Source organism: Streptomyces sp. CRCS-T-1, assembly GCF_024442335.1.
Lineage (GTDB): Bacteria > Actinomycetota > Actinomycetes > Streptomycetales > Streptomycetaceae > Streptomyces > Streptomyces koelreuteriae.
On sequence record NZ_CP101651.1, the window covers coordinates 799,782 to 817,649 of the forward strand.

General features: G+C 72.8%; 14 protein-coding genes. 7 read left to right on the top strand and 7 right to left on the bottom strand.

The features are described 5' to 3' along the window. Position 1: 1 nt before the first annotated feature. Complete coding sequence (locus tag NNW99_RS03580) at positions 2 to 508, bottom strand: hypothetical protein (RefSeq protein WP_215117133.1); 507 nt, start codon at positions 506 to 508, stop codon at positions 2 to 4. A gap of 86 nt (positions 509 to 594) precedes the next feature. After that, positions 595 to 2,469 (bottom strand): ABC transporter ATP-binding protein, encoded by a 1,875-nt coding sequence (locus tag NNW99_RS03585; RefSeq protein ID WP_215124128.1) that lies wholly within the window; start codon positions 2,467 to 2,469, stop codon positions 595 to 597. A 225-nt stretch (positions 2,470 to 2,694) separates the two neighbouring features. On the opposite strand from NNW99_RS03585, the gene NNW99_RS03590 reads away from it, so the two are divergent. The 3 genes from NNW99_RS03590 to NNW99_RS03600 all read left to right on the top strand — a co-directional run bounded on the left by NNW99_RS03590 (position 2,695) and on the right by NNW99_RS03600 (position 5,842). Then, positions 2,695 to 3,678, top strand: a complete 984-nt coding sequence (locus NNW99_RS03590; protein WP_370869113.1) for a YbhN family protein — start codon at positions 2,695 to 2,697, stop codon at positions 3,676 to 3,678. 43 nt (positions 3,679 to 3,721) lie between these two features. Beyond that, positions 3,722 to 4,486 carry a crotonase/enoyl-CoA hydratase family protein gene (locus tag NNW99_RS03595; RefSeq protein ID WP_215117134.1) on the top strand — a complete coding sequence of 255 codons (765 nt, stop codon included), beginning with the start codon at positions 3,722 to 3,724 and terminating at the stop codon, positions 4,484 to 4,486. A 258-nt stretch (positions 4,487 to 4,744) separates the two neighbouring features. Beyond that, positions 4,745 to 5,842, top strand: coding sequence for a mechanosensitive ion channel family protein (locus NNW99_RS03600; RefSeq protein WP_215117135.1), 1,098 nt, complete (start codon positions 4,745 to 4,747; stop codon positions 5,840 to 5,842). 18 nt (positions 5,843 to 5,860) lie between these two features. On the opposite strand, the gene NNW99_RS03605 is transcribed toward NNW99_RS03600, so the two are convergent. Further along, entirely contained in the window at positions 5,861 to 7,402 is a 1,542-nt protein-coding gene (locus NNW99_RS03605; RefSeq protein WP_215117136.1) for a M1 family metallopeptidase, read from the bottom strand. Between the two features lie 187 nt (positions 7,403 to 7,589). On the opposite strand from NNW99_RS03605, the gene NNW99_RS03610 reads away from it, so the two are divergent. Then, positions 7,590 to 9,809, top strand: a complete 2,220-nt coding sequence (locus NNW99_RS03610) for an NADP-dependent isocitrate dehydrogenase (protein ID WP_215117137.1) — start codon at positions 7,590 to 7,592, stop codon at positions 9,807 to 9,809. A gap of 67 nt (positions 9,810 to 9,876) precedes the next feature. Here NNW99_RS03610 and NNW99_RS03615 read toward each other — a convergent pair whose 3' ends face one another. Continuing rightward, positions 9,877 to 10,218 carry a DUF5713 family protein gene (locus tag NNW99_RS03615; protein ID WP_215124130.1) on the bottom strand — a complete coding sequence of 114 codons (342 nt, stop codon included), beginning with the start codon at positions 10,216 to 10,218 and terminating at the stop codon, positions 9,877 to 9,879. A gap of 81 nt (positions 10,219 to 10,299) precedes the next feature. Between NNW99_RS03615 and NNW99_RS03620 the strand changes: the two genes are divergently transcribed. Further along, the gene (locus tag NNW99_RS03620; protein ID WP_215117138.1) at positions 10,300 to 11,088 is read left to right on the top strand and encodes an N-formylglutamate amidohydrolase; all 789 of its coding nucleotides are present in this window, start codon (positions 10,300 to 10,302) and stop codon (positions 11,086 to 11,088) included. 69 nt (positions 11,089 to 11,157) lie between these two features. After that, on the top strand, positions 11,158 to 12,381 hold the full coding sequence (locus tag NNW99_RS03625; protein WP_215117139.1) for a cytochrome P450: 1,224 nt from the start codon (positions 11,158 to 11,160) through the stop codon (positions 12,379 to 12,381). 25 nt (positions 12,382 to 12,406) lie between these two features. On the opposite strand, the gene NNW99_RS03630 is transcribed toward NNW99_RS03625, so the two are convergent. The 3 genes from NNW99_RS03630 to NNW99_RS03640 all read right to left on the bottom strand — a co-directional run bounded on the left by NNW99_RS03630 (position 12,407) and on the right by NNW99_RS03640 (position 14,969). Beyond that, positions 12,407 to 12,886 (bottom strand): hypothetical protein, encoded by a 480-nt coding sequence (locus tag NNW99_RS03630; protein ID WP_215124131.1) that lies wholly within the window; start codon positions 12,884 to 12,886, stop codon positions 12,407 to 12,409. Positions 12,887 to 12,891: 5 nt separating this feature from the next. Continuing rightward, entirely contained in the window at positions 12,892 to 13,467 is a 576-nt protein-coding gene (locus NNW99_RS03635; RefSeq protein WP_215117140.1) for an RNA polymerase sigma factor, read from the bottom strand. A gap of 62 nt (positions 13,468 to 13,529) precedes the next feature. Then, positions 13,530 to 14,969 (bottom strand): S8/S53 family peptidase, encoded by a 1,440-nt coding sequence (locus tag NNW99_RS03640; RefSeq protein ID WP_215117141.1) that lies wholly within the window; start codon positions 14,967 to 14,969, stop codon positions 13,530 to 13,532. Between the two features lie 189 nt (positions 14,970 to 15,158). On the opposite strand from NNW99_RS03640, the gene NNW99_RS03645 reads away from it, so the two are divergent. Beyond that, complete coding sequence (locus NNW99_RS03645; RefSeq protein WP_251058069.1) at positions 15,159 to 17,726, top strand: CHAT domain-containing protein; 2,568 nt, start codon at positions 15,159 to 15,161, stop codon at positions 17,724 to 17,726. The last annotated feature ends 142 nt before the right edge of the window (positions 17,727 to 17,868 follow it).

Consider the following 17,868-nt stretch of genomic DNA (forward strand, 5'->3'; position numbering starts at 1 on the left):
GTCAGTTGGGGTTCGCGGAGGGGCCGATGCCTTGCATCTCCTGGACGGTGCCGCCGAGTTTGGCGCGCAGGTGCTCGTACATGCCGGGTTTGGCGCTGACCACCCAGCGCATGCCGACGAGGTACTTGCCGCCGTACACGCGGGCCGAGTCCAGCCAGGTCTCCTTGAGTTTCTCCTCGGGGAAGGTGGTGATGAGGAAGTCGCCCTTCTCGGTGTGGCACACGCCCTCGCGCAGCTCGTCCGCCTCGGTGCGGATCTTCGCCTTGCAGCCGGCCAGCCCGGCGATGACCTCGACCTTCGCCGGGGCGACGACACCGGCGGCGGGAGCGGCCGCCCCGGTGGGCGTCGCCGCCTTGTCGCTGCCGGCCGGCTCCTTGTCGTCGCCGCCGCCGCAGGCGCTGACCAGGGGGAGCACGACCAGGGCGCCCACCGCCGCGGCGGCGCGCAGCCGGTGGGCGGGGGACGGGGTCCGGCGATTGTTCGGTGCGTGCGGTTGCTGCTGGGACACGTCGCCTCTCCGGATGCGCGCTGTTCTGCCCTGGTGGGCAGGAGGGAGTACTCGAAGAGGGGGTACGGATGCGCGCCCGGGGGCGTTCACACGCAGACCGTGCGCTCCGTCTCGCCGAACTGGGTGCGGTACAGCTCCGCGTAGCGTTCGCCCGCCGCCAGCAGTTCCTCGTGGGTGCCCCGTTCCACGATCCGGCCTGCCTCGACGACCAGGATCTGGTCCGCCGAGCGGACGGTGGACAGCCGGTGGGCGATCACGACCGCCGTCCGGCCGTCGAGGGCTTCGGTGAGTGCCTCCTGGACGGCGGCCTCGGAGGTGTTGTCGAGGTGGGCGGTGGCCTCGTCGAGGATGACGACGCGCTGGCGGGCCAGCAGCAGCCGGGCGATGGTCATGCGCTGGCGTTCGCCGCCGGAGAGCCGGTAGCCGCGTTCGCCGACCACGGTGTCGAGGCCGTCGGGCAGGGACCGTACGAGGTCGTCGAGGCGGGCCCGGCGCAGGGCGTCCCACACCTCCTCCTCCGTCGCCGCGGGGCGGGCCAGCAGGAGGTTGGCGCGGACGGTGTCGTGGAAGAGGTGCCCGTCCTGGGTGACCATGCCGAGGGTCTCCCGCAGGGCCCGGGCGCTCAGATCGCGGACGTCGACGCCGCCGACGCGTACGGCGCCCTCGTCGGCGTCGTACAGGCGGGGCAGCAGCTGAGCGACGGTCGACTTGCCGGCGCCGGAGGATCCGACGAGCGCCACGGTCTGGCCCGGTTCGGCGCGGAAGGAGATGCCGTGCAGGACCTCGTCGCCGCCGCGTCGGTCCAGGGTCGCGACCTCCTCCAGGGAGGCGAGGGAGACCTTGTCGGCGGCGGGGTAGCCGAAGCGGACCTGCTCGAACTCGACCGCCACGGGCCCCTCGGGCACCCCGCGCGCGTCCGGCTTCTCCTCGATGAGCGGCCGCAGGTCGAGCACTTCGAAGACCCGCTCGAAGCTGACCAGCGCGCTCATCACCTCGACGCGGGCCCCGGCCAGCGCGGTCAGCGGCGCGTACAGCCGGGTCAGGAGCAGCGCCAGCGAGACGACCGCGCCCGGTTCCAGGGCGCCGCGCAGGGCGAACCAGCCGCCGAGGCCGTAGACGAGGGCCAGGGCGAGGGCGGAGACCAGGGTGAGGGCGGTGATGAAGGCGGCCTGGGCGGTGGCCGTGCGGACGCCGATGTCCGCGACACGGCGGGCGCGTTCGGCGAACTCCTCCGACTCCTCCTCGGGCCTGCCGAAGAGCTTGACCAGGGTGGCGCCGGGCGCGGAGAAGCGCTCGGTCATACGCGTGCCCATCGCCGCGTTCAGTGTCGCCGCCTCCCGCTGCATCCGCGCCATACGGCTGCCCATGCGCCGGGCCGGGAGCACGAACACCGGCAGCAGCACCAGCGCCAGCAGGGTGATCCGCCAGGACAGGGTCAGCATCACGGCGAGGGTGAGCACGAGCGTGACGAGGTTGCCGACCACGCCCGACAGGGTGTTGCTGAAGGCGCGCTGGGCGCCGATGACGTCGTTGTTGAGCCGGGAGACGAGGGCGCCCGTACGAGTGCGTGTGAAGAACGCCACCGGCATCCGCTGCACATGGTCGAAGACGGCGGTGCGCAGATCGAGGATGAGGTGCTCGCCGAGCCTCGCCGACAGCCTCCGGCCGAGGATGCCCAGCGCCGCCTCCGCCACCGCGATCAGCGCGATGAGCAGCGCCAGGCGTACGACGGTGCCCTCGTCGCCGGACGAGACGATCACGTCCACGACCCTCCCGGCCAGGACGGGGGTCGCCACGGCGAGCAGGGCGCTCCCCACGCCGAGCAGGACGAAGAGGGCGATGCGGCGCCGGTGCGGGCGGGCGAACGCGCCGATGCGGCGCAGGGTCGCCAGGGCGAAGGGGCGGCGTTCCTGTTCAGCGGTCAGGACGCTGTGCAGCTGTGTCCACGCTGTGGTCTCCATGCTCATGGCACGAAACGTAGAACCTCAAGTTTTGTTGAGGTCAAGGCGCTCGCGCATCGCCCCCGACATCCCGCACAATCAGCCCGATCCCCCTCTTCCCGTCCCCCGCACGCTCCCCGCGCGAAGGCCCCTATGACGATCTCCTCCGAGCCGCTCCCCGCACGCAATCCGCAGTCCCCGCTTCCGCAACCCGCCGTTGGCACGGCATGGGAAGCCTCTGCTGATGTGACAGCGGTACAACTCCCCGACATCCGCCCGGGACGACTCCCCCGTCGCGTCCCGGTCCGCCGCCTGCGTCAGATCCTGTGTCTGCTGCCGCTCCTGCTCGTCACCGTGGTCGCGGTGCGGCACCGGTCGGTGCTGGCCGAGGGCTTCGCGCATCTGGGCACCGCCGAGTGGCCGTGGCTGCTGGCCGCGGTCGGCGCGACCTGTCTGACCTGGGTCGCCGCCTCCTGCACCCGACAGGGCGCGGTCGTCGAACCGCTGCCCAAACGGCGCCTGCTCGCGACCCAGTTCGCCGCGGGCGCGGCCAACCATCTGCTGCCGACCGGGCTCGGCGCGAGCGCGGTCAATCTGCGGTTCATGACGGTGTGCGGTCTGCCGCTCGCCCGCTCCTCGGCCGCCCTGGCGCTGTATCTGCTGGCGGAGAGCATCGGCCGGGTGGCCCTGCTGGGCGCCCTGTTCCTCGCGTTCCCCGACGCGCTGCGGCTGAGCACCCTGGTTCCGGAGACGGCGTTCGGCCCGCTGCTCGCGGGCGCCGCGGTGGTGCTCGTGATCGCGGCGGCCGTGGTCGCCCTCGTCGGGCGGGTGCGCTCGACGCTGGTCTCCTTCCTGCGTACGGCACTCGGCGAGGCGCGCTCGGTGCACACCCGTCCGGCCCGGGCCCTGGCCCTGTGGGGCGGGTCCTTCGCCTTCCCGGCGCTGCAGGCCTCGGTGCTGGTGCTGGTGGGGCAGTCGCTCGGTCTTGACGTGCCGGCCGCGCACATGGCGGTGGCCTATCTGGCGGCCACGGTCGCCGTCGCCCTGGTGCCCACCCCGGGCGGGATCGGCTCGGTGGAGGCGGCGCTGGTCGTGGCGCTGGTGGCGGCGGGCGGCCCGGCCGCGGTGGCCACGGCCGTGGTCCTGGCCTTCCGGGTCATCACCGTCTGGCTGCCGCTGCTGCCGGGCGCGGTGACGCTGGGGGCGCTGGTGCGGCTGAAGGTGATCTGACCCGGGTAGCGTGCCGATTCCGTCACGCAGAAGGGACTTCACCATGCCGGTGCGGATCGAGCGTCAGGGACATGTGAGCACGGTCGTCCTCTCCCGTCCGGAGGCGCGCAACGCCGTGGACGGCCCGACCGCCGTCGAACTCGCCGCCGCGTTCCGGGAGTTCGAGGCCGACGAGGAAGCGCGGGTGGCGGTGCTCTGGGGCGAGGGCGGCACGTTCTGCGCGGGCGCCGACCTCAAGGCGCTGGGCACCGACCGCGGCAACCGGGCCGAGCCGGACGGCGACGGCCCGATGGGGCCGACCCGGATGCGGCTGTCCAAGCCGGTGATCGCCGCGGTCGCCGGGCATGCCGTGGCCGGAGGACTGGAACTGGCCCTCTGGTGCGATCTGCGGGTCGCCGAGGAGGACGCCGTGTTCGGTGTGTTCTGCCGCCGCTGGGGCGTGCCGCTGATCGACGGTGGCACCGTACGGCTCCCCCGGCTGATCGGCACCGGCCGCGCCCTGGACCTGATCCTCACGGGACGGGCCGTCCCGGCCGCCGAGGCCCACGACATCGGACTCGTCAACCGTGTCGTCCCGGCCGGCCGCGCCCGCGCCGAGGCCGAGGAACTGGCCGCCGTGATCGCCGGGTTCCCGCAGGCGTGCCTGCGCGCCGACCGCGCCTCCGTCCTCGACCAGGAGGGCCTGGACGAGCCGTCCGCGCTGCGCGCCGAGTTCGGGCACGGCGCCGGGGTGCTGGCCGAGAGCGTCGAGGGAGCCGCCCGCTTCGCCTCCGGCGCGGGCCGGCACGGGTCCTTCACAGACTTGTGAACGAGGTGGCCGCGAGCCAGGCGGATCCGGCGCGCGCGACGGCGCGTCATGTGCAGTAACTCACCACCCGCTCACCCCCGTCTCCGGTACGAAACCCCTTACGGGATGCGGCAGGATGAACGATTGCGCCGACCCCGGGTCAGGGTGGTCCGGCGCGATCGGACATCCCCGAAAACGAGCAGGTGACTACGTGACGAGACTTCACATCCGGCCGTCGACGACGGCGTTCGCCGCGGTTCTCGCCCCCGGAGGTGGCCGGTGAACCGGGCCCTCACGGTGGACGACCTGGTCTTCGCGGGCATCGCCCTGGCCTCGGGCCTGCTGGCGGCCTTCGCGCTGCGCATCCTGCTGCGCTGGCTGGGCGGGCACGCCGACCGCACCCGCTGGAGCGGGGACGACGTCATCGTGCACGCGCTGCGGGCCGTGGTGCCGTGGGCCGCGGTCGTGGGCGGCGTGGCGGGCGCGGCGGCGGTGCTGCCGCTGACCCGGACGGTGCAGCACCACACCAACCAGGTGCTGACGGTGCTGCTCATCTTCGTGGCGACGGTGTCGGCGGCCCGGGTGGTGGCCGGACTGGTGCGCACCCTCACCCAGTCCCGTTCCGGTGTCGCCGGATCGGCCACGATCTTCGTCAACATCACCCGGATCCTGGTCCTCGCGATCGGCTTCCTGGTGGTGCTCCAGACCCTGGGCATCTCCATAGCCCCGATGCTCACGGCCCTGGGCGTCGGCGGTCTGGCGGTCGCGCTGGCGCTGCAGGACACGCTCGCCAACCTCTTCGCGGGCATCCACATCCTCGCCTCCAAGACCGTCCAGCCCGGTGACTACATCAAGCTGAGCAGCGGCGAGGAGGGCTACGTCGAGGACATCAACTGGCGGCAGACGACGATCCGCAACCTGTCCAACAACCTCATCGTGCTCCCCAACGGCCAGCTCGCGCAGGCGAACATGACCAACTTCATGCGCCCCGAGGAGCAGCTGACGATCCTGGTGCAGGTCGGGGTGGCCTACGACAGCGATCTGGACCACGTGGAGCGCGTGACCAACGAGGTCATCGGCGAGACGATGCGGGAGGTCGACGGCGCCGTCCCGGACCACGAGCCGATCATCCGGTTCCACACCTTCGGCGACTCCCGCATCGGTTTCACCGTGATCCTGGGGGTCGGCGAGTTCAGCGACCAGTACCGGATCAAGCACGAGTTCATCAAGCGCCTGCACAAGCGCTACCGCGCGGAGGGCATCCGCATCCCCGCCCCGGCCCGCACGGTGGCGCTCCAGCAGGGCGCGGCCGTCATCCCGCAGCAGCGGACCGGCGAGTTCGAGCCGGGCGACATGACGATCGCCCGGCTCGACTGAAGCCGCCTCTCCGAGGCGTTACAGCGTCGCGGAGTTGTCGTGGTGGTGGCTGTCCCTCCGGCTGCGCGGTGCCGCGAGGGACGGCTGCACGGGCGTCACGGTCCAGTCCGGGTGACCCGGCATCCGGGGCGTCTTCGTCCCGTACAGCCAGTCGCGCAGGAAGCCGGTGAGGTCCTGTCCGGAGACCTCGGAGGCGACCGCGATGTAGTCCTCCGTGGACGCCGTGGCGTCGCGGTACCGCTCCAGGAACGCGTGCTCGACGGCGCTGAAGGCCGCCTCGCCGATCTGCTGCCGCAGCGCGTACAGGACGAGCACGCCGCCGAGGTAGCGCTGGCTGTCGAAGAGGTTGACCGCGTTCGGGGCGGCGACCGGCCCCGAGGTGTGGCGCCACTGGTCGCCGAGGGCGTAGGTGTCCTTCATCCGGGCTTCCATGGTGGTCATGCCCTTGGAGTCGGGCCAGCCGCGCTCGTAGCGGTACAGCAGCCCGTAGAAGTCGGCGTGGCCCTCGTTCAGCCACAGGTCGGCCCAGGTGGCGGGGCTGACACTGTTGCCGAAGTAGGAGTGGACCAGCTCGTGCATCATGTGCGAGCCGATCTTGCTCTCCTCCTGGAGGAGGTAGTTCGGCTTGTAGATCGTGAGGGTCTGCGTCTCCAGGCCCGTGAAGTCGAAGGCCTGGGGGTCGTCCGAGTTGCACGGCAGCAGGCCGTACGTCTCGAAGGGGTACGCCCCGAGCCGCTGCTCGACCCACTGCACCAGGGCCGGGGTGAGCGCCAGCGCGGGTTCCAGGGCGGCGGCGCGGGCGGTGGGGACGACGTCCCGCAGCGGCAGGCCGTGCGGGCCCTGCCGGTCCTTGATCACATAGTCGCCGACGGTGATCTGCACCACCTCGGTGGCGATGGGCGAGCGGGAGCGGTACGTGTACGCCGTCCGGTCGCCGTCCAGCTGCTCGGTGCGCACGAGCCGGCCGCTCGCGACGCCCCGCAGTCCCCCGGGCACGGTCAGGCGGAAGGTGAAGTCGGCCTTGTCCGAGGGGTGGTCGTTGCAGGGGAAGACGGTGTGCGCGGAATTCGGCTGGCAGCACACGGCGAAGCCGTCCGGGGTGGCGACCCAGCCGGTGTGCGGCAGCGTGCGGCGCGGGTCGGCGGTGTAGTCGACGCACACGGTGACCCGGGCTTTCGCCGGGAGCGTACGCGCGGGGGTGATCCGCAGCTTTTCGGCCACCTGCTCGAAGGCGGCGGGGCGGCCGCCCACGCGGACGGAGCGTATGTCCAGGCCGAGCACGTCGAGGGAGAGGCGGCTCAGCGGCTGGGTGGTGCGGATCCTCAGGGTCGCGGTGGCCTCGACGAGCCGGGTCGTGGCGTCGTAGGCGAAGTCGAGGTGGTAGGCGGAGACGCGGTAGCCGTCGTTGCCGAGGTCGGGGTAGACGGGGTCACCGAGGGTCTCCGGGCCCGGGGAGGGGTCGGTGCGGGGGGTCGCCTGGGCCGGGATCCCCGTGGTCAGAGCCGCCGCCGTGCCGATCAGGGCGGCCGCCGGGGCCGTCACTCTGGTGCGATATCTCATGGTCCGCTTTCGCTCGGACGGCCGGGTGGTCAGGTCCGGCCGTGTCAGGGAGTGAGTGATCTCTCTCCTTGACAAAGGAGCGGGCCGATCGGTTGCCCGAAACTGGCGGCGGACCCCTGTCGATGATCGATCGCTCACGAGATATCTTGATGTCGAGCAATGTTGCAGACGTGGAGCGGAGCACCCGGTGACTGACTCGACCATCATCTATACGCACACTGACGAGGCCCCCGCCCTGGCGACGTATTCCTTCCTGCCGGTGGTCCGGGCGTACGCCGCGCAGGCGGGTGTCGCCGTGGAGACCCGCGACATCTCGCTGGCCGGGCGCATCATCGCCGTGTTCCCGGAGTACCTCACCGAGGACCAGCGCATCCCGGACGCCCTCGCGGAGCTCGGCGAGCTGGCCAAGACGCCCGCCGCCAACATCATCAAGCTGCCGAACATCTCGGCGTCCATCCCGCAGCTCAAGGCCGCGATCGCCGAGCTGCAGGGCCAGGGCTACGCGCTGCCGGACTACCCGGACGACCCGAAGACCGACGAGGAGCGCGAGATCGGCGCCCGCTACGACAAGGTCAAGGGCTCCGCCGTGAACCCGGTCCTGCGTGAGGGCAACTCCGACCGGCGCGCCCCCGCCTCGGTGAAGAACTACGCCAAGTCGCACCCGCACCGCATGGGCGCCTGGACCTCCGAGTCCAAGACGAACGTGGCGACGATGGGCCAGAACGACTTCCGCTCCACCGAGAAGTCCGTGGTGATCGCCGAGGACGGCGCGCTGCGCATCGAGCTCGTCGGCGACGACGGCTCCACCACCGTGCTGCGCGAGTCCGTACCGGTGCTCGCCGGTGAGGTCGTCGACGCCTCCGTGATGCGGGTCGCCGCGCTGCGCGAGTTCCTGACCGCGCAGGTCGCCGAGGCCAAGGCCCAGGGCGTGCTGTTCTCGGTGCACCTGAAGGCCACGATGATGAAGGTCTCCGACCCGATCGTCTTCGGCCACGTGGTGCGCGCCTTCTTCCCGAAGACCTTCGCCCAGTACGGCGACAAGCTCGCCGCGGCCGGTCTGACCCCGAACGACGGTCTGGGCGGCATCTACAAGGGCCTGGAGGGCCTGCCCGAGGGCGCCGAGATCAAGGCCTCCTTCGACGCCGAGCTCGCCGAGGGCCCGGAGCTGGCCATGGTCGACTCCGACAAGGGCATCTCGAACCTGCACGTCCCCTCGGACGTCATCGTCGACGCCTCCATGCCGGCCATGATCCGCACGTCCGGCCACATGTGGGGCCCTGACGGCGAGGAGGCCGACACCCTCGCGGTCCTGCCGGACTCCTCCTACGCGGGCGTCTACCAGGCCGTGCTCGAGGACTGCCGCGCCAACGGCGCCTACGACCCCTCCACCATGGGCTCGGTGCCGAACGTCGGTCTGATGGCGCAGAAGGCCGAGGAGTACGGCAGCCACGACAAGACCTTCGAGGTCCCGGTCACGGGCACGGTCCGCCTGGTCGACCAGAACGGCACCGCGCTCATCGAGCAGACCGTCTCGGCCGGCGACATCTTCCGCGCCTGCCAGACCAAGGACGCGCCGATCAAGGACTGGGTGAAGCTGGCCGTCACGCGCGCCCGCGCCACCGGTGACCCGGCGGTGTTCTGGCTGGACGAGACCCGTGCGCACGACGCCAACCTGATCGCCAAGGTCAACGCCTACCTCGCGGAGCACGACACCGAGGGCCTGGACATCCGGATCCTCTCCCCCGTCGAGGCGACGAAGCTGTCGGTGGAGCGCATCCGCCGCGGCGAGAACACCATCTCGGTGACGGGCAACGTCCTGCGCGACTACCTCACCGACCTGTTCCCGATCCTGGAGCTGGGCACCAGCGCCAAGATGCTGTCGGTCGTCCCGCTGATGGCGGGCGGCGGTCTCTTCGAGACGGGCGCCGGCGGCTCCGCCCCGAAGCACGTCCAGCAGCTGGTCCGGGAGAACTACCTGCGCTGGGACAGCCTGGGTGAGTTCTTCGCCCTGGTGCCGTCCTTCGAGCAGCTGGCGAAGGTCACGGGCAACGCCCGCGCCCAGGTCCTGGCCGACACCCTCGACCGCGCCACGGCGACCTTCCTCAACGAGGACAAGTCCCCGACCCGGCGCGTCGGCGGCATCGACAACCGCGGCAGCCACTTCTTCCTGTCCCTGTACTGGGCGCAGGAGCTGGCCAAGCAGACCGACGACGCGGACCTGGCGAAGGCCTTCGCCCCGCTCGCCGAGACTCTCACGGCGGGCGAGCAGAAGATCGTCGACGAGCTGATCGCCGCCCAGGGCAAGCCGGTCGAGATCGGCGGCTACTACCAGCCCGACCCGGCGAAGGCCGCTGCGGCCATGCGCCCGTCCACCACGTGGAACGAGACCCTGGCGTCCCTCGCCTGACGTCAGGACTCACAGAGATCCACCGACTCCGCCCCGGCCGGCACACTGCCCGGCCGGGGCGGAGTTCTCACCATTCCCGCGGGGCGATCAGTTCCTCCACGTCCGCGTCGGTGAAGCCGTAGGCCTGTGCGATGTGGGCGAAGTCCTCGGCTATCTCCTCGCGGGCCACCGTCTCGATCTCGCTGTCCGCCGCCTCGAACTCGGCCTCCAGGTCGTTGAACTCCTCCGTGGCCGCGTGGGTCAGGACGTACAGCGCGTCGAGGTCGGCCGGGCGCTCCGTCTCGATGCGCTCGCACAGGGCGAGCAGGATCGCGCGGCCCCGGTCCAGCACGTGGTCGGGGAAGTAGTCGTCCGCGTACAGACCCCCGAGAAACGGATGGGCGCTCACCTGCTGGTTGCTGATCGGCATGACGTCCTCGGCCTCGATGATCCGGCGATATGGCACCTTGATCCTGCCGCACGCCACTGACAACGCCCCTGGAGCCGCCCCATGACCGACGCCCCGCACTCCTTCGAGCCGCTGGCCGGGGCCTCCGACTCCCCGGTGATCCTGCATGTCCCGCACTCCGCGCGGGAGATACCCGAAGACGTACGCGCGGGGATCGTGCTGGGTGACGAGGAGCTGGAGCGGGAGCTGGACCACATCACCGACGGGCACACGGCGGAGATCGCCGAGGTGGCCGCCGGGCTCGCGGGGGTGGCGCCCTGGCGGTTCGTCAACCGGCTGTCGCGGCTGGTCGTTGACCCCGAGCGGTTTCCGGACGAGCGGGAGGAGATGCGGGCCGTCGGTATGGGGGCGGTGTACACGCGGACCACGCACGGCGAGGCGCTGCGGCCCGAGGGCATCGACCCCGAGCCGCTCGTGGAGCGGTACTTCCGGCCGTACGCGCGGGCGATGACACAGGCCGTGGCGGACCGGCTGGCGGCCACCGGGCGGGCCGTGATCATCGACGTGCACTCCTACCCGAGCCGGAGGCTGCCCTACGAACTGCACGGGGACGGTCCCCGGCCGGCGGTCTGTCTCGGCACCGACCCGTTCCACACCTCCCCCGGCCTGCTGGACGCCGCCCGCGAGGCGTTCGGGGAGACAGGGCTCGACAGCCCGTTCAGTGGGGCCTACGTCCCCCTGGAGTTCTACGGGAAGCGGCCCGAGGTCGGCGCGCTCATGGTGGAGATCCGCCGCGACACCTATATGACCGAGCCGGGCGGTCCCGCCGGGGCCGGACTGGAGCGGCTGGCCGGCGCGCTGGCCCGGCTCGTCGACGCCGTGTCCCGCTGAGGGGCCGGACGCCACCGGCTGGAGCACTCCCGCGCGACAAGCGGCCGGGGGCACGGTGAGGGTGGGTGCATGACGGAGGAGACCACTACGCTGACCGGCCAGGAACCGCCCCCGGTACGGGACTGGCCCGCCCTCGACCTGGACGGGACGGACTTCGACCCGGTCCTCGCGGAGCTGATGCGCGAGGGGCCGCTGACGCGGATCCGGCTGCCGTTCGGCGAGGGATGGGCATGGCTGGCCACCCGCCACGACGACGTGAAGCTGATCACCAACGATCCGCGGTTCAGCCGCGCGGAGGTGACAACACGTCAAGTGACGCGGATGGCACCGCACTTCAAACCGCGGCCGGGTTCACTGGCCTTCGCCGACCAGCCCGACCACAACCGGCTGCGCAAGGCGGTCGCCGGGGCCTTCACCGTCAGCGCGATGAAGCGGTTGCGGCCCCGCGCGCAGGAGATGCTCGACGAGCTGGTGGACGGGGTCGTACGGGACGGGCCGCCGGCCGAGCTGATCGAGCGGGTGCTCGAACCGTTCCCGATCGCCCTGGTCAGCGAGGTGATGGGGGTGCCGGCCGCCGACCGGGAGCAGGTGCACACCTGGACCCGGCAGATCATCTCCACCTCGGGCGGGGCCGAGGCCGCCGACCGGGCCAAGAGCGGTCTGTACGGATGGATCACACAGACGATCCGCTCCCGCGCCGACAGCACCGGCGAGGACGTGTACTCCCTGCTGGGCGCCGCCGTGGCGCGTGGCGACCTCAGCGAGCCGGAGGCGATCGGCCTCGCCGGTCCGCTGCAGATCGGCGGCGAGGCCGTCACCCACAACTGCGGGCAGATGCTCTGTCTGCTGCTCACCCGGCCCGAGTTGCGGCAGTGGTGGCTGGAGCGGCCCGAGGCCCGTGACGCGCTGCTGGACGAGTTGCTGCGCTTCATCCCCCACCGCAGCTCCGTGGGCCTGGCGCGGATCGCCCTGGAGGACGTCGACCTGCACGGACACCGCATCCGCGCGGGCGAGGCGGTGTACGTCTCCTACCTCGCCGCCAACCGCGACCCGGACGTCTTCCCCGAGCCGGACCGGATCGACCCCGGCCGCGCCCCCAACCCGCACCTGGCCCTCGGCAACGGCCCGCACTACTGCACCGGCGCCGTCCTGGCCCGCCTCCAGACCGAACTGCTGCTCGCAACCCTGCTGGACCGGCTCCCGGACCTGCGGCTCGCGGTCCCGGCCGACCAGGTCGAGTGGCGGCGCAGGACGATGATCCGGGGGCCGCGGACGCTGCCGTGCACCTGGTGACCCGGGAGCGCCCGCGACCAGGTGGCTAGGCCCGCAGCCACTCCGTCACCACGACATCCCCGCCGGTCCGCAGCCGTAGCGCGAACGGGCCGGAGAGCGGTGCGTCGCCGGTGAAGCGGCCCAGGTCGTCGGCCGTGAGCGGGGAGCCGGGGCGGGGGCCGCCCAGGACCTCGATCCGGGCCGGTTGCGGGGGCAGCACCTGTCCCATGAGCCCCTGTGGGGTGACCTCGACGTCGACGGTGACCTCGCCCGCCCGGAAGGTCAGCATCCTGGGCGCGTCGGTGTCGCCCCGCACCGGGAGGGCGTCGACCAGCGAGTCGAAGGTCAGCTCGGCGACCCGGGCGTCGAGGTCGTGCAGCGCGTACGCGTCGACGGCGATCTGCTGGAGCTGCGCGGGCACCGGGTCGAGGACGGCGGCGGCCTGCCGCAGTTCCTCCTCCAGCAGTCCGGCGTCGAACTCGTCGTCCGTCCAGTCCTCTTCGCTGATCAGGCCGTCGTCGTTCATGTCGCTCATATCGCCCCCCGTGCCTCGAGCCGGGCCCGCAGACGCCGCAGACAGCGCTGGCGCAGCGGTCCGATGCTGCCCACCGCGATACCGAGCGCGGCGGACACGTCCTGATAGCTGGGCGGCGGCGTGGCCATCAGCACACGCAGCAACTGCCTGCACCGCTCGCCCAGTTCCTCGAACTCCTGCCACAGCCGCCGTACGCGTTCGCTCTGGGCGGCGGCCTCCTCGGAGTCGAGCAGCGACTGTTCGGGCGTGCCCTCCTCGCTGACCCGGTCCAGGATCTGTGGATCGTCCGTCAGGGTCAGCCGTTGCGAGCTGCGGATGACCTTCAGGCACTCGTGGCGCGCCGTGCTCGCCAGCCACGCGCCCGCCTTGCCGGGTTCACGAATGCGCCCGAGGTGCTGGGCGAAGCGGAACCACGCCGTCTGGTACACCTCGTGGGCGTCCGCGTCGGAGAGCCGGTGGGCGCGCACCACGGACCACACCAGCGGGCTCAGCCCCTCCACGAGCGCCTTCCAGGCCGCCGCGTCGCCGTCGGCGGCCGCCTGGACGAGCGCGCCGGCATCAGTACGGTCCACAGCAGCCCCACCCCTCGAGTACGGCAGGTCATGGTACGCCGTGGAGGGGGCGGCTTCGGCCCTCACGGGCCGGGGACCAGGCGCACGACCGGGACCGGGCGCCACGTGGGCGGACGCAGCGCGGGGACGTGCGCCCCGCGCACTTCGGCGAGCCCGGTGTTGGCGGCGAGCAGCTGCTGCCGGGCCGCGCGCGGGTCGGTCTCCTTGTGCGCCGTCATATGGGCGGCGACCATGCCCGCGGTCATGGGCGTGGCGAAGGAGGTGCCGCTCCACTGCGCGTACCCCTCGAACATCACCTGGTCCGGCTTCGCGGCCGCGTTCTTGTCGTTCCCGTCGCTCAGCACTCCGGTGTGGCGGGGGTGACGGCAGGTGCAGCCGTAGCGGAAGCCGTAGCGGCAGGAGTCGTACGTGGAGTGCTGGTACACGTACGGGACGGGTGTCTCGAAGCCGGTGAGGGCGCTGGTGAGGCGCTCGCCGGGGGCGTAGACCCGCACCCAGGGGCCGTGGTTGGTGAAGCAGGCGCCGAACTCGCCGTCGCTGCGCAGGGCGCCGACGGACAGCACCGAGTCCTCCCAGCCGGGGAGGTCGGCGTAGGCGGCGGGCCAGAAGGGCGTGGCGCTGCCGTTGTTCCCGGCCGCGGCGACCAGCAGGGTGCGCTGCTCGCGCAGTTCCCGCATGAAGTTCTCCACGCCGAGCAGGCCGTCGGTGCGGCCGTTGGAGGTGCCGGCGGAGAGGCTGAGGACGTCGGGCCAGCCGCCGGCGTCGACGGCCTCGAAGAGCTTCTCGCCGAACTCCGACTCCAGGATGGCGCCCGCGTCGTTGAGGCTGCCGCGCACGGTGATGTCGGTGTTGGGCGCGACGGCGGCGACGAGCCCGGCGATGAACGTGCCGTGGCCGACGTACTGCTGGAGGATGCCCTGCTCGTCGCACTCCTGAACCTGGGCGTCGCCGTCGGTGTGGGAGAGCAGGTCGCAGGAGCGGTAGTCCTTCATCAGCCCGGTGTCGACGACGAGGACACCGACGGCGGTGTCCGGGTCGTACGCCGTGTCGGCGGCGGCCGGGTTGAGCGGTTCGCTGAGCGGGACGGGGACCGGTTCGTCGCCGGGGCAGGCGTTGACCGCGATGTGGACGACATGGTTGCGGGCGGCCATCCGGTGCCCGGCCCGGTCCTCCCGTTCGCGCACGGAGCGCAGCGCCTGGGCGACGGCGCGGTCGGCTTCCCGGCCGCCCTCATCGGGGTCGCCGACGCGGATGCGGGTGATGCCGCTGCGGTTGGTGCGCGGGCCGGCCCGGCGGATCTGGTCCTGGTCGAGGTCGGGGGCCGCCGTGAAGTGGGCCCGTACGGTGTCCTCGACAATGCCGGCCTCCTCGCCGTCGCGGACGAGGACGACGCCCTTCTCGTACATGAACTCGGCCGAGTCGTCCGGGCCCATCGCGAGGGGGACGTCCGGCATCGAGCGCTGGATCTGTTCGAACTGCTCGTGGAATCGCTGAGGTGCCATGGCGGGTCCTCCCACTGGGCGACGGCGTCGGTCGGTGCGGCGGAGCGGTCGTCGGTACGCGCCGATCCTCCTCGACATGAGCCGCGGGACGGTCATTTGATACAGCGCCGGACCTGTGGGGTGTGGTCGGGGGCCACTACCATCCGAGGAGTGACAGCGGGAAACGACTCGGTGGCGGCACTGCTGCCGATGGTGTTCGCCGATCCGGGCGAGGCTCTGACGCGGGCCCGGGCGCTGCTCGACGCCGATCCCGACCCGTCGCACGCCTCCGTCGCCCATCAGGTGATCGGCATCTGGCAGCGGGACTTCGGCGATCTGCGGCTCGCGCTGAACCATCTGCGCCGGGCCCGGGACTTCGCGGCGCGCGCGGACTCGGCCGACCGGGAGGCGGACGTGCTGGCCACGCTGGGCGTGGCGCTGGTGCACGCGGGCCGGACCCGGGAGGGCCTGGCGGCGTTCGAGCGGGGGGTCGCGCGGGGCGGCGGGCACACCCGGGCGCGGGTGCTGTACCGGCGGGCGTACGTGTGGTGGGTGCTCGGCCGGCATCGCGAGGCGCTGGAGGACGTACGCCGGGCGGTTCCCGTGCTGCGGCAGGCGGAGGACGTGATCTGGACGGCGCGGGCACTGACCCTGCGGGCGACCGTGCATCTGGCGCTGGGGTCGGTGGAGCGGGCCGAGGCGGACTTCACCGCGGCCGAGGCGCTGTGGGACACCACCGGCCAGGAGCACGACAAGGCCGACGCGGTGGAGAGCCGGGGGCTCGCCGCGTTCCGCTCCGGTGACGTGCCGGTGGCGCTGCGACTGCTCGACGAGGCGGAGGAGCGGTACGCCCGGCTCGGCACGCCGACGTTCATGCTGAACATCCGGCGCTGCGAGGTGCTGATGGCGGCCGGGCTCGCGCCCGAGGCGCTGGCCGAGGCGGACGCGGCGATCAGAAAGCTCGACGGGATAGGCGGGCAGTCCACACGCAAGGCGGAGCTGCTGCTCGCCGCCGCGCGGGCCGCCCGGCTGGCCGGGGATCCGCACACCGCGATCGCCCGTGCCGCCCTCGCGGTACGGCTGTTCGCCGGGCAGCGGCGCACCTGGTGGGAGACGCACGCCCGGCTGGTGCTGATCGAGGCGCGGCACGCGGCCGGGCGGGGTTCGGGACGGCTGGTCGCCGACGCCGCCGCGGTGGCGGAGAAGCTGGCCTCGTTCGGGGCTCCGGCCGCGCCGGAGGCGTCGCTGCTGGCGGGCCGGATCGCGCTGGGCCTGGGCTGGACGGCGGACGCGGAGCGGCATCTGGCCGTCGCCGCCCGCAGCAGGCACGGCGGTCCGCCGCTGGCGCGGATGACGGGCTGGGCGGCGCAGGCGCTGCGGGCCCGGGCCGCCGGGTCGGCCCGGGGTGTGCTGGAGGCCTGCCGGCGGGGTCTGGACGTGCTGGACGACCACCGGATGACGCTGGGCGCCTCGGAGCTCAGGGCGCGCGCCACCGAGCAGGGCGCGGAGCTGGCCGCGCTCGCCCAGCGGGCGTCTCTCGTGTCGGGCGGGCCGCGGCGGCTGCTGGTGTGGAGCGAGCGCTGGCGGGCCACCGTGCTGTCCACGGCGCCGACCCGGCCGCCCGCCGATCCGGAACTGCTCAGCGGCATGACGGCGTTCCGTGAGATCGCCTCCCGTGCGGAGGCCGCCCGGATGGAGGGCCGGCCGGTCCTGGCGCTGGAGCGTGAACAGCGCCGCCTGGAGCGGGAGATCCGCTCCCGGACCCTGCACATGCGGGGCGAGGCGCCCGGGGCCGGGGACCGCTTCGAGGTCGGCACGCTGCTGGAGCGGCTGGGCGACGAGGTGCGGCTGGTGGAACTCGCCGTGCTCGACGGGCGGGTGCAGGTGCTGCTGTGCGGGCAGGGGCGGGTGCGCCGGTTCGAGGCCGGGCTGCTGGCCGAGGCGGAGACGGAGGCCGAGCACGTCCAGGCCGGGCTGCGGCGGCTGGCCCATCCCGGGGCGGAGGCGCGCCTTCCGGTGGTGGAGGCGGCCGGGCGCCGGCTGGAGGAGCTGCTGCTCGGCCCGGCGGCGGCGCACCTGGGCGGCGGACCGGTGGTGATCGTGCCGCCGGGGCGGCTGCACCGGGTGCCGTGGGCGCTGCTGCCGTCGCTGCGGGAGCGGGTGCTCAGCGTGTCGCCGTCGGCGGGCAGTTGGCTGCGGGCCAAGGAGACCGCGCCGCCGCCGGACGGCTGCCATGTGCTGGTACGCGGCCCGGGACTGGCGACCGGCGGCGCCGAGGTGCCCGAGCTGGCCGGCCGGTACGGCTGTGCGACGGTCCTGGAGGAGGGCGAGGCGCGGGTGCCTCGGGTGCTGGAGGAGCTGGACGGGGCCGCGCTGGCCCATATCGCCGCGCACGGCACGTTCCGCGCGGACAGCCCGCTGTTCTCGTCCCTGCGGATGGCCGACGGGCCGATCGTCGTGCACGACTTCGAGCGGCTGGACCGCAGCCCGTACCGGATCATCCTGTCCTGCTGCGACACCGCCCGCCTCGCGTCCGTCGGGGCCGACGAACTGCTGGGCCTGGTCACCGCGTTGCTGCCGCTGGGCACGGCCGGGGTGGTGGCGTGCAGCGCGCCCGTCAACGATGCCGCGGTGGTGCCGCTGATGCTGGCGCTGCACAAGGGCCTCGACGCCGGCCTGTCCCTGGCGGAGGCGCTGCGCGACGCCCGGGCCGCCCTGCCGGGCGACGCGCTGCACCAGGCGACGGGGTGGGCGTTCTCGGCGTTCGGGGCGGCCTGAGGGCGCGGGGCTTGGGGCGGGGCTCGGGGGCAGGGCTCCGGGGCGGGGCTCCGGGGCGGCGCTGGCGGGCCGGGGCTCACGGGCCAAGGCTCACGGGCCAAGGCTCACGGGCCAAGGCTCACGGGCCAAGGCTCACGGGCCA

Bases quoted from the DNA above. Each gene is read 5' to 3' on its own strand.
- NNW99_RS03585 (WP_215124128.1), bottom strand. From the start codon at position 2,469: ATGGAGACCACAGCGTGGACACAGCTGCACAGCGTCCTGACCGCTGAA.
- NNW99_RS03595 (WP_215117134.1), top strand. From the start codon at position 3,722: ATGCCGGTGCGGATCGAGCGTCAGGGACATGTGAGCACGGTCGTCCTC.
- NNW99_RS03605 (WP_215117136.1), bottom strand. From the start codon at position 7,402: ATGAGATATCGCACCAGAGTGACGGCCCCGGCGGCCGCCCTGATCGGC.
- NNW99_RS03615 (WP_215124130.1), bottom strand. From the start codon at position 10,218: ATGCCGATCAGCAACCAGCAGGTGAGCGCCCATCCGTTTCTCGGGGGT.
- NNW99_RS03620 (WP_215117138.1), top strand. From the start codon at position 10,300: ATGACCGACGCCCCGCACTCCTTCGAGCCGCTGGCCGGGGCCTCCGAC.
- NNW99_RS03625 (WP_215117139.1), top strand. From the start codon at position 11,158: ATGACGGAGGAGACCACTACGCTGACCGGCCAGGAACCGCCCCCGGTA.
- NNW99_RS03630 (WP_215124131.1), bottom strand. From the start codon at position 12,886: ATGAACGACGACGGCCTGATCAGCGAAGAGGACTGGACGGACGACGAG.
- NNW99_RS03640 (WP_215117141.1), bottom strand. From the start codon at position 14,969: ATGGCACCTCAGCGATTCCACGAGCAGTTCGAACAGATCCAGCGCTCG.
- NNW99_RS03645 (WP_251058069.1), top strand. From the start codon at position 15,159: ATGGTGTTCGCCGATCCGGGCGAGGCTCTGACGCGGGCCCGGGCGCTG.